Source organism: Candidatus Syntrophosphaera sp., from assembly GCA_019429425.1.
Classification (GTDB): Bacteria; Cloacimonadota; Cloacimonadia; order Cloacimonadales; family Cloacimonadaceae; genus Syntrophosphaera.
The window spans coordinates 1-10,946 of record JAHYIU010000082.1 but is presented as its reverse complement, the minus strand read 5'-3'; the positions used below and the strand labels follow the sequence as shown (position 1 = coordinate 10,946).

Here is a 10,946-nt window from a genome sequence, read left to right as displayed (position 1 = left end):
GGCATGACCGGAACCGCGGTCACGGAAGAAGCCGAGTTCATCGAGATCTATAATCTGCCCGTGATGTCGATCCCCACCAATGTTCCCGTCACGCGCATCGACCACGAGGACGTGATCTACCTCACCAAGAACGAGAAGTACCAAGCCCTGATCAATGAGATCATCTACTGGCACGAGCTGAAGAAACCCGTACTGGTGGGAACCGTGAGCGTTGAAGTATCGGAAACGATCAGCCGCCTGCTCAGGCGCAGGAGCATTGCCCACAACGTTCTCAACGCGCGCCAGCACCAGCGCGAGGCGGAGATCATCACCTCCGCTGGCGAGCCGGGATCGGTGACCATTGCCACTAACATGGCCGGCCGGGGAACCGATATCAAGCTCGGAGCCGGCGTTGTGACCCAAACCAGTGAAAACTATCGCGGGATCAGTTCCTCTCTGACAGATGAGCATCCTTATGGCCTGCCTTTGGACGGTTTGCACGTGATCGGTAGCGAGCGCCATGAAAGCAGGCGCATCGACCGCCAGTTGCGTGGGCGCGCCGGGCGTCAGGGCGATCCGGGCACTTCCCGTTTCTACCTTTCTCTCGAGGATGACCTCATGCGCCTCTTCGGATCGGACCGCATCGCTCCGATGATGATGAAAATGGGCCTCAAACCCGGAGACGCAATCCGCCATCCCTGGATGACCAAAGCGGTGGAACGCGCCCAAAAAAGGGTGGAGGAGCACAACTTTGAGATCCGCAAAAACCTGCTCAAATACGACGAGGTGATGAACCAGCAGCGCGAAGTGATCTATTCCTACCGGCGCAGCGTGCTCAAGGGCTATTCGCTGAAGCCGGAGATCCTGGAGATGATTGAAGAGACGGTGAACAACACCGTGGCCAGTTTCATTCTTCCGGGCACCTATCCTGAGGATTGGGATCTTGAGCGCCTGGCCTTCTGGTTCAGGAACGCGCTCAACGTGGGCATTAATGTCAGCGACCTGGAATCGGACCACCTCAGCGAAGAGCTTTTGAAAAACACCTTGGTGGAACTCGTTCTGCAGGCTTACGAAAAGAAGGAACAGCAGGTCGGCGACGAAGTGCTGCGGGACATTGAGCGCCGCAGCATGCTGGAAGTTGTGGACAATGAATGGCGCGATCACCTGCACGAAATGGACCTGCTCAAGGACGGCGTGCATCTGCGCGCCTACGCGAACAAAGATCCCGTCCTCGAATACAAGCGGGAAAGCTTCGACCTCTTCCAAAGCCTCATCACCCGCATTCAGGAAAATGTGGCCCGCAAGGTCTTCACCACTTACATCCTCTCGCAGGAACAGATGGAGAGCATGCTGAAGGACTCAAAACTCAAGCATGAGGATGTGAACGCTTTCATCCGGGCGCAGGAACTGCAGGTTTCCGGGCAGCAGAACGTAAGCGAGGCGCCCCAGTTTTCCGGGCCCTACCAGGAAAGCGGGGAAAAGCAGCGACCCGTGCGCGTGGCCCGGAAAGTGGGCAGAAACGATCCCTGCCCCTGCGGCAGCGGCAAGAAGTACAAAAAATGCTGCGGCCGCTTTGAAGATGACAATTAGATAAAAAGTTAATAGATAAGGATATGATATGCCCAAAGGCCTGATAATAGTTGAATCGCCTGCCAAGGCAAACACGATCTCCAAATTCTTGCACAACCAATTTGCGGTCAAAGCCTCCATGGGACACATCCGCGACCTGCCCAAACACGCTCTGGGAGTCGACATAGAGCATAATTTCCTTCCGGTATATGAAACCGACAAAGCCAAGGCCAAGGTGATCGGGGAACTCCGCGCCGCGGCCAAAGAGGCGGATTCCGTATACATGGCCAGCGACCACGACCGCGAGGGCGAAGCCATAGCCTGGCATCTGACCAAAGTCCTGGAAAAGGAGCTGGTGGGAAAAAAGGTCTATCGCATAGTCTTCAATGAGATCACTTCCAGCGCGATAAACAAGTCGGTGGAGAACCCCGGTGAAGTGGACATGGCCAAAGTGGATTCCCAACAGGCCCGCCGTGTCCTGGACCGGATCGTGGGTTACAGCGTATCTCCGCTGCTCTGGAAAGTCATTGCCAAGGACCTCAGCGCCGGCCGGGTCCAATCCGTTGCCCTGCGCCTGATCTGCGAGCGGGAGAAGGAAGTAACGGATTTCGTGCCCAGGGAGTTCTGGAAGCTGGAGGCCAATTTCTGGAAAGGGGAACTGCCGCCTTTCAAGGCCAGCCTGGATAAGTGGCAGGGCGAGAAGATCGAGATCCCGGATGAAGCCAAAGCCCTGGAGATCATAGGCGAGATCGGATCTGCCGCAGCCATCTTGAAAGAAGTCAAGCGCGGACCCCGCAAGATCGAGCCCCAGCCGCCTTTCATCACCAGCACCCTGCAGCAGGAAGCCTCCAAGATCCTTGGTTTGCCGACTGAAAAGACGATGAAGATCGCCCAGGAACTGTATGAGGGGATCGACCTGAAGGGCGAACGCACAGGCTTGATCACCTACATGAGGACCGACAGCCTGCGCGTGGCCAAGGAAGCCTTGGAAAACTGCCAGGCCCTGGTCAAGGACCGCTTCGGCAAAGAACTGCTTCATTCCAGCACCCGGGTTTACAAAAACAAGTCCAGCGCCCAGGACGCCCACGAAGCGATCCGGCCCACCGACGCTTTCCACACTCCTGAAAGCATCGCGGCCAGCCTCAGCAAGGACCAGCTTAAGCTGTACACTCTGATCTGGCAGCGCTTCGTCGCCACCCAGATGAAGCCCGTGACCCTGGAGCATACGAGCGTTCAGGTCTCCCTGGGCAAAGCGCGGTTTTCAGCCAGCGGAAACCGGATCCTGGATGAAGGCTTTATGAAGGCCTATCCCCATGTGATGATCATTCCCGGCGAACAGGTCCATCCGGACTACGCCAAAGAGGATGGCCTGGAACACGACGCGCTGGAAAAATCCCAGCATTTCACGACCCCGCCGCCGCGCTATACGGAAGCCTCGCTGATCAAGGAACTCGAAGCCAAGGGCATCGGACGCCCTTCAACTTATTCCTCCATAATCAGCACGATCCGCAAGCGCGCCTACGTCGGCATGGAGAAAAAGAGCTTCTATCCCACGGACCTGGGAACGGACGTCAACCGCTTTCTGGTCGATAAATTCGATAGCATCTTCAATGTCCGGTTCACCGCGCAAATGGAGGACAAACTGGACGAAGTGGAACTGGGCAAGGCGATCTGGCATGAATTGGTGAGAGACTATTACGACGAACTGACCAAGCTGATCAAGGAAGTGGACGTCAAGGCGGAAAAGAAGGCCTTCGTGCAGGAAACCGAGCTTGTCTGCGATGTCTGCCACGAGGGGAAAATGCTCATCAAACGTTCCCGGAGCGGGGAGTTCCTTTCCTGCAGCCGCTTTCCAGCCTGTAAAAACAGCAAAAGCTTCACCAGGGACAAGGACGGCAAAATCGTCATTTCGGTGCCCAAGGCCTTGGAGGAAAAATGCCCCCAATGCGGCAGCCCGCTGATGGAACGGACCGGAAAGTTTGGCGAATTCATAGCCTGCAGCAACTATCCCAAATGCAAATATTCCCGTCCCAAAACCACGGGCATAGCCTGCCCCGAATGCGGCACGGGTGAGATCGTGCAGCGCCGGAACAAAAAGGGCAGCGTTTTCTATTCCTGCACCCGCTACCCCGATTGCAAATGGATCTCCAACGACAAGCCTGTCCCGATACCCTGCCCGGAATGCGGAAATCCCTATCTGGTGGAAAAATCCAGCAAAGCCAGGGGCAATTTCAAACAATGTCCGAAGTGCAAGATCACCATGGAATGACCCGCGTTCCAGCTTGGGACGCCCTGCGCAGCGCCTTTCAGAGCATCCTGAGCCATAAACTGCGCTCCCTTCTCACCCTGACGGGCATCGTGATCGGCGTGCTGGCCGTGGTTTCCATGTTTTCCAGCGTCTATGCCCTGAAAGAGCTCATCAATTCGAACATGCAGGGCATGGGATGGGACTATTCGGTGCTGATCACGGCCGGTCAGCAAGGTTCCATCTTCGGCCCCAGAAGCAGCCAGCGCGTCCTGCGCCGGGCAGCAAAAAGCGTCCGCACCATCGATTACGACGATTATCTGGCGCTGCGGGAGCAGATCCCCCATAAAAGCGCTTATGCCATGATCGAAAGTTCCGCCATCATGCGCCTGGGCAACAAGGACAAGCAGGTCCGCCTGCGCGCCACCGACCCGGAATATTTTGCCAACAAGACCTATCCCATCCAGCGGGGCAGATTCTACAACGGCTATGAGAACGACAAGCTGTTGCCCGTCGCGGTGCTCGGATACCATTTTGCCAAGGAGCAATACGGCTCCGCCGATCCTGTCGGCAAGACCCTGCAGTTGGGCCCGCACCGCCTGCGGATCGTGGGCGTGCTCGCTGACGACCAGCTTTCCAGCGGCAGCGGCATGAACTTCAATTCCTGGGAGCGCAAAGAGGATCTCAGCGCGGTGTATGTCCCCCTCAAATATGGGAGCCAGTATCTGGGCACGAACAAAGGCCTGCACCTGATCTATCTGCAAGCCGCTTCGGAAGAGGAATTCCGCACCCTGAAGACCCAGGCGCGCCAGTTGCTGCTCGCGCGCCACAGCATGTATCCCAATTTCAGCTTCGTGGAAGTGGGCGAACTCATGCTCACGATCACCAAAGAGATCGACAAATACATGGGCAAGTGGAACGTCACCCTGATCGCCATTGCCTCGATATCCCTGATCGTTGGCGGCATCGGGCTGTTCAGCACCCTGCTGATCTCCATCCAGGAACGGATGACGGAGATCGGCGTCCGCAAGAGCGTCGGAGCCACGGAACGCGACATTTTTTTCTACTTCATCCTTGAATCGGTCAGCCTGGCCATGTTGGGAGCGGTTTTGGGCATCATTCTGGCCTCGCTCATCCTGGGCCTGATCGGCCGCGCCATTCATTTCAATCTCTTTCTGCCCGTGCAGGGAGTCCTGCTGGGGCTTTTCTTCGCTTTCCTCGTCGGAGTACTTTCCGGACTCTATCCCGCGATCAAAGCCGCCCGCATCGATCCCATCCAAGCCATCTACTACTTCGAGTAGGGCTGTTTTCCCAAACCAGATCCCCAATCTTGACAGCATAGCTGTTTCCGGAAATGCTGTCCGGATGAGAATCGATACTCGAAAAGCGCCTCCAGCCGGGAGTTTCCTTCCCGGCAGGATGATCCTGCTGCTCTTTCTGCTTTGGATCTGCGGCTCCGGCCTGTCCGCAAACTCCGAGGCAGCCGGTAGGCTCAGCTCCGTTCTGGACAGTCTGGTGGCTGCTCACGGCATGCAGGGTGCCAGCCTGTCCGTCGCGATCTACGCTCCCCGGGACACCAGCCTGGTTTATTCCCACAACGCAGGCGCCCTGCTGGTCCCAGCCTCGCTGCAAAAGCTCTACACGGCCGTGGGCGCCTTGCAGGGGCTGGGCGCGGACCATGTGTTTGAGACCGCTGTCGGCTATCGGGGCAGTATCCAAAACGGTGTTTTGCGAGGCGACCTGGTGGTGCGGGGAGGAGGCGATCCCAGTTGGCTGGAAGCCGTTTATCCCGAAGGCCCGCACAGCGTTTTCGAGCTCTGGGCCGATTCCCTGCTGGCCTTGGGGATAAGGGAGGTCAGAGGCGATCTGGTGGCAGACATAAGCCTTTTTCCCACAGTAATATACAATAGTCAATGGCAGGCCGGCGACAGGCCCTACGGCTATGCTCCCAGCCTCAGCCCCCTTTCCTTCAATGCCAACATGGTGCGCTATGATCTCTTCGCTGCCGACCGATTGGGCAGGCCTGCCCGGATGGCCAACCGCTTTGGCTATGTCTGGCATGAGGCGGAAAACCGGGTGAAAACCACATCCAGACAGGGCGCGGACGTCTGGCTGACTCTGGCCGCGGATCCGCGCAAGATCGCCCTGCATGGCGAATTGGGGTTGGGTGTGAAGGATTTTCTCAACGGCGCGGTGCGCGAGCCGGCGTTTTTTGCCCTGCAGAATATCCGGGCAGCTCTGGCAGGCAGGGGGATCAAGGTCTCCGGTTTCAGCCGGGAGGAGGAAAGGCCTGGCTTAGGGGTTCCTCCGCAGCCTCTTTTCACCTTTCGGTCTGTGCGCCTCGGCCAACTGCTGCCGATCATCCTGAAGGATAGCTCCAATTTCCCCTCTGAGATGCTGCTTCCCGCTCTGGGCGGGGATTATGACGCGGGCCGGGACCGTCTCTCCAGCCTGGCTCGAGAGGTCAAAGGAACCCCGGACCAATTCAGGATCGCCGACGCCTGCGGCCTTTCCCGGCAAAACAAGACCTCGGCCAGCCATTTGGGGATCCTGCTCTGCCATGCCCACAACCAGCCCTGGTTTCCCGTTTTTCAGGGCTCCCTGGCTGTTCCGGGAGAAAAGGGGACCCTGGAGAAACGCCTTAAGGAGCTGCCGGAATACTCGGAGCTATATGCCAAAACCGGCACCATGCGCGGGATCAGCGGCCTGGCTGGTTATCTAAAGGTTTCAGGCGGCCAGGCCTACGCCTTCGCGATCCTGTGCAACGGCGTTCCCAGCCTTGCCGCCGCCAAACAGTGGCAGGATGAGCTGATTTCCGCCCTCGCCTGCTACGGCGGAGATTGATCCGGGCCCTCATCCCATTCGGAACAGTCCCTTTTTCGCTGATATGGGTGTCGGCTCTCGCTTCCGCTATCTCTTCTTAAACCCAGCTTACCCGCCCCCCGTATGTTTCACGCCCGATACCCGCCAAGCGGGCGGTTGCTCGGCGGGATACGTCCAGGAAACCAGGGATCAGAATATCAGGGGGAGATAGCTGGAATCGAGCGAGGAACGAGCATGGACTCCAGCATCACAGCAAGGCGGCAATAATCCTGGAGTCCATGCGGGGCGGTAACAAGGCCTTATGATCAGCAGCTCAAGTCTTAAACCCCGCCCCGCTCGACTCCAGGCTTCTAATCTGCGTAATCCGCGCTTTTTATCTGCGTAGATCCGCGGGACACGCTTGATCCGTTAAATCAGTTCAATCCGTTAAATCCGTCGGGAAAATCGGTGTTCCGATCGGCGCAGCTTTCCCCTTTTTCCCCTTTTCCCCTCTTGCCCTTCTTGCGCAGCTCAACTCTTAACCCCAAAAAAAAGCCCCGGGAAAACCCGGGGCGGTTTATCAGTTATGATTGTTAGGTTACTTGACGATAACCATCTTCTTGGTGGCGTTCACGGTGGAAGTGCTCAGTTTGTAGAAGTAGATGCCGCTTCCGCAGGCATTGCCTCTGCTGTCTTTGCCGTTCCAGGTGATCGTATGGGTGCCTTCGCTGACGCTGATGGTCTTGACGACCTGGCCAAGCACGTTGTAGATGCTGACGGTTCCGTTGTCGCCGGCTTTCACGTTCACTTCGATGGTGGTGCTGCTACCCATCTTGAAGGGGTTGGGATAGGCATTTCTCATCGTTGTGGTTTCGGGAAGAACGGGCGGCACGTTGCCTTCAACGACCACGCTCACAGGACCGTGATAGCTGCTGCTGTTATAGTCAGCGGCTTCCAGCCAGTAGAAATAGGTCTGGCCGATGTTCACTTCGGTGTCGGTGATGCTGTAGCTCTGGGTCGTGCTGGTATTGGTGGCCGGAATGAGGCCGCTGATCGCGACAGAGGAGGCCTGGTCATTGCTGGTGTTGCGATAGACGCGATAACCAGTCATCTGGCTTTCAGTCTGGCTCACCCAGGTGAGCGTCACATACATGTCGGCATTCAGGGCGGCGGTGAAGCTGCTCAGTTCAACCGGTGTGATGCCGGGGCAATCATTGATTCCCAGGAAGTCGGTGAAATAGTTGGTGATGATGTCAACTATTGTCACGCTGGCGGGGATCCAGTTGTCATAGCACATGAAGTCGTTGGGATTGTACTCGATATAGACGCTGTATTCGCCAGGCACGAAGGGCAGGTTGCCCGGGGCGCCGAAGATGTAGGGGGTGAACACGCCGGTGGGCACGCCGTCGATCAGGATCATGGCATTGAGGTCATGCGGATCGTTGAAGGGAGGCATGATCACGCCGGCAATGTATCCGGCACCGGTGTACCAGGCATTGTCAAACGCGTTGAGTTCGAAGGTGAAGCTGGGAGGAGCATCCTCTTCCAGCACGAATTCGATGGTTGCTTCGTAGATGAAGGTTTCCTTCACGGGCACGAGGGTGAACATGTCCGCGGTGACTTCGATCGGATTTACCACCCAGTGCCAGCCGGCAGGAGCGGCTTCGATGGTGTACAAGCCAACCAAATCGGCCACGTCGTCTGAGGTAGCCATGTAGTCGGTGGTGCCGGGGTTGGGGCCGGTTACGGCATAGCCATCGGGACCGGTGACATACAGGTTGTAGATGTACTCGTCAGGCGGGATAATTACAGCCAGGAAGTTGATCGTAGTGTCTTCGACCAGTTCCCCAACGACGATCTCGGTCGGCACGAAGGGATAGTAGCCGGCCATGGTGGCCAGGCTGTAGGTGCCGGCAACGCCGGGATCCCAAGTGTAGGGAGTTACTTGGCCGGTGTCAACGCCGTCCAACCAGATCGCCGCGCCAGCAGGCGTGGAGGTCACTGTCAGGGTATACACGGGAGGAGGCGTAACCAGCACGAATTCGATGGTGGCTTCAAAGACGTAATCAACCTTGGCGCCATTGCTCCTCAGGCCGCTCTTGGCCGGGGGAACCTGGACGAACATGTCGCCAGTGACTTCGATCGGATTCACTAGCCAGTAGGAACCTACAGGCGCGTCTGCGATCGTGTAGAAGCCAACCAGGTCGTTCACTCCGTCATTATTGACGTCGAGAGCTGTGTAATCAGTGACTCCGTCATACGGGCCGGTGACGGCATAGCCGTCGGGACCGTTCACATACAGCATATAGGTGTAGGTGTCCACAATAACGATCTCTTCGGCAGTGAAGTTGATCGTCGTGTCTTCGGTCAGTGCGGGAACGTCGATCGAGGCAGGCAGGAAGGGATAGTAGCCTGGCAGGTCCGCAAGGCTGTAAAGGCCAGCTTCGCCGGGATCGAAGGTGTAGGGAGTGACGAAACCGGTGTCAACGCCGTCTTTAATGATCGCCGCGCCAGCCGGGTCCGAGGTTACCGTGAGGGTGTAGGTGACTGGGCCACCACCCAAAGGAGGGAGAATGAACATATCAGCAGCGGTTCCATATGCTGGATCTCCCCAAGAGGGGACGATAAACACAGGGCCAGTCAGGTCATCAGCGCCGACACTGTCAACATTCCATGTCTTTGAGGAATAAACATCCGGAGTGGTTATGTCAGTGTTGAAAGGTACGCCTGTATCAGAGCGATACCAGATCTCGAACAACAGAGCATCACCACTACCCCAATCATTAGCCCAGGCTGCTTGATCGAATTGTACAATCGGTAGCATGAAAGCGGCTTCGTAACTCACATTGAAATACGGAGAATCAGCTGTTGAATAGCCAAGTCCAGAGGTTACATGAGTAACCTTGAAAAGGTAATGAGGGTCAGTGGTCGGGAATTCCGTGAGAACTGGAGCTGTTCCGTCAGGAAGCTGAATTTCCTGATAGACAGTCCGGGGCTCTGCGGCAATTAACATTCCGATGATTGTTAGGGCAAATAATGACAGGATTAGTAACTTTTTCATTCTTGTCTCCTTTTATTTTGATGTGGATAGGGGGGCTTCAATTGTTCCACGTACTGGCCAATCAGTCTGAACGACCGCATTAACTCTGATAGGGTCGCCTATCGCTACTGTAGTTAATGTGCCCGTCCATACACCCGTAGGAAGCCTATTTGCAATCTGCCAGACTTTGGTGGTGTTGTTATATCTACCTATCGAATTCACTTTCACACCGCCGGTATTTATGTTGTTACCAAGCAAAGAGGCGGTTGTGAGTGAACTTTTATTTAATGGAATAGATAAATAATTTATACCAGTGTATAGGGTCCAAGACGGCATTGTGGCTGGAAGGTCTCCTATGCTGTAAAAGGCAGCGGCTACAGTTGCTGCACCATTAATGCGCACCAAATTACCGTTAGTCAAAGGCCAGGCTGTCCCAGTCCAAACGCCGGTAGGAAGGCGGTTGATAACTTTCCACAAATGTGTGGCGTTATCAAATGCGGCTACAGAAGTAACGGTTCCTGTGGGAAAACTCTGCGCAAACTGAGTAGTGTTAGACCATGAAAATGACATCGGTAGTGCGAGGTAGTTAATCCCAGTCGATGTATTATACTTAACATATCCGACGACTTCGGACGGATCTGATTCGACCGCTGCCAGCATGCCAAAGGCAACCAGGAGCAGCAGCGGCAATATTAATTTTTTCATAACATTCCTCCATGAGAATGATATTCTAACTGTAAAATTTGGTTTTGGCTTTCAAACCCCTGAGGGGCTCGTTAACCGACGTTGGAAAAACTTTCCGGGGGCATGATGCCGGCCGGGTTTGATCTCGAAAGCTTGGGTTTTTCTTTCATCGCACATTACACTCTATAAAAAAAGCTACTTTGTTACGTTTGCAACTCTACGTGGGCGGTAAATCTTGTCAAGAAGAAATTTGGGATTTTTTCATTTTTTTGTGTGAGGCTGTCGATATTCCTGGACGGTCGGCTCCTAACCTCGATATATATCAAGTTGTTAGGCCCGGGGCTGGCATCCGCATATTTTTTAGCGCCGGGGTGGGGAAAAAGGGGGTGATGAGTAACGGTGGGTGGAGGAACTCCGCCAAATCCGTTCAATCAGTTGAATCCGTTGGGGAAAAACCGGATCAATCCGGCGGACCGACCGGTTGAAACCGCTGTTCCGTATAAGACCTTTGCACATAGACTCTCTGGAAAAGGTCTAAAACTAGGGGTAGAACTCCCCCGAAAAATAGTTTACGATATCTGCAAATAATTCTTGACAAATTAGATAGCTATACTTATTGTCACTCCA

General features: G+C 55.5%; 6 protein-coding genes. 4 read left to right on the top strand and 2 right to left on the bottom strand.

From position 1 onward, the window contains the following. From K0B87_08100 to dacB, 4 genes are all read left to right on the top strand, one after another. Window positions 1-1,569, top strand: a 1,569-nt coding sequence (locus tag K0B87_08100; GenBank protein ID MBW6514701.1) for an SEC-C domain-containing protein, incomplete at its 5' end; no start/stop codon positions are given. 28 nt (window positions 1,570-1,597) lie between these two features. Continuing rightward, window positions 1,598-3,817, top strand: a complete 2,220-nt coding sequence (gene topA / locus K0B87_08095; GenBank protein ID MBW6514700.1) for a type I DNA topoisomerase — start codon at window positions 1,598-1,600, stop codon at window positions 3,815-3,817. Then, window positions 3,814-5,094 (top strand): ABC transporter permease, encoded by a 1,281-nt coding sequence (locus tag K0B87_08090; GenBank protein ID MBW6514699.1) that lies wholly within the window; start codon window positions 3,814-3,816, stop codon window positions 5,092-5,094. Before topA ends, K0B87_08090 begins: the two co-directional genes overlap by 4 nt. Window positions 5,095-5,158: 64 nt before the next feature. Continuing rightward, window positions 5,159-6,637, top strand: coding sequence for a D-alanyl-D-alanine carboxypeptidase/D-alanyl-D-alanine-endopeptidase (gene dacB / locus K0B87_08085; protein ID MBW6514698.1), 1,479 nt, complete (start codon window positions 5,159-5,161; stop codon window positions 6,635-6,637). Window positions 6,638-7,193: 556 nt separating this feature from the next. Here dacB and K0B87_08080 read toward each other — a convergent pair. Both K0B87_08080 and K0B87_08075 read right to left on the bottom strand, forming a co-directional pair. Beyond that, window positions 7,194-9,176 (bottom strand): PEGA domain-containing protein, encoded by a 1,983-nt coding sequence (locus tag K0B87_08080; protein ID MBW6514697.1) that lies wholly within the window; start codon window positions 9,174-9,176, stop codon window positions 7,194-7,196. A 492-nt stretch (window positions 9,177-9,668) separates the two neighbouring features. Beyond that, entirely contained in the window at window positions 9,669-10,340 is a 672-nt protein-coding gene (locus K0B87_08075; GenBank protein ID MBW6514696.1) for a hypothetical protein, read from the bottom strand. Between the last annotated feature and the right edge of the window lie 606 nt (window positions 10,341-10,946).

What these genes read in the sequence shown, in the direction of transcription:
- topA (MBW6514700.1), top strand. Translation starts at nt 1,598, where the DNA reads ATGCCCAAAGGCCTGATAATAGTTGAATCGCCTGCCAAGGCAAACACG.
- K0B87_08090 (MBW6514699.1), top strand. Translation starts at nt 3,814, where the DNA reads ATGACCCGCGTTCCAGCTTGGGACGCCCTGCGCAGCGCCTTTCAGAGC.
- dacB (MBW6514698.1), top strand. Translation starts at nt 5,159, where the DNA reads ATGAGAATCGATACTCGAAAAGCGCCTCCAGCCGGGAGTTTCCTTCCC.
- K0B87_08080 (MBW6514697.1), bottom strand. Translation starts at nt 9,176, where the DNA reads ATGTTCATTCTCCCTCCTTTGGGTGGTGGCCCAGTCACCTACACCCTC.
- K0B87_08075 (MBW6514696.1), bottom strand. Translation starts at nt 10,340, where the DNA reads ATGAAAAAATTAATATTGCCGCTGCTGCTCCTGGTTGCCTTTGGCATG.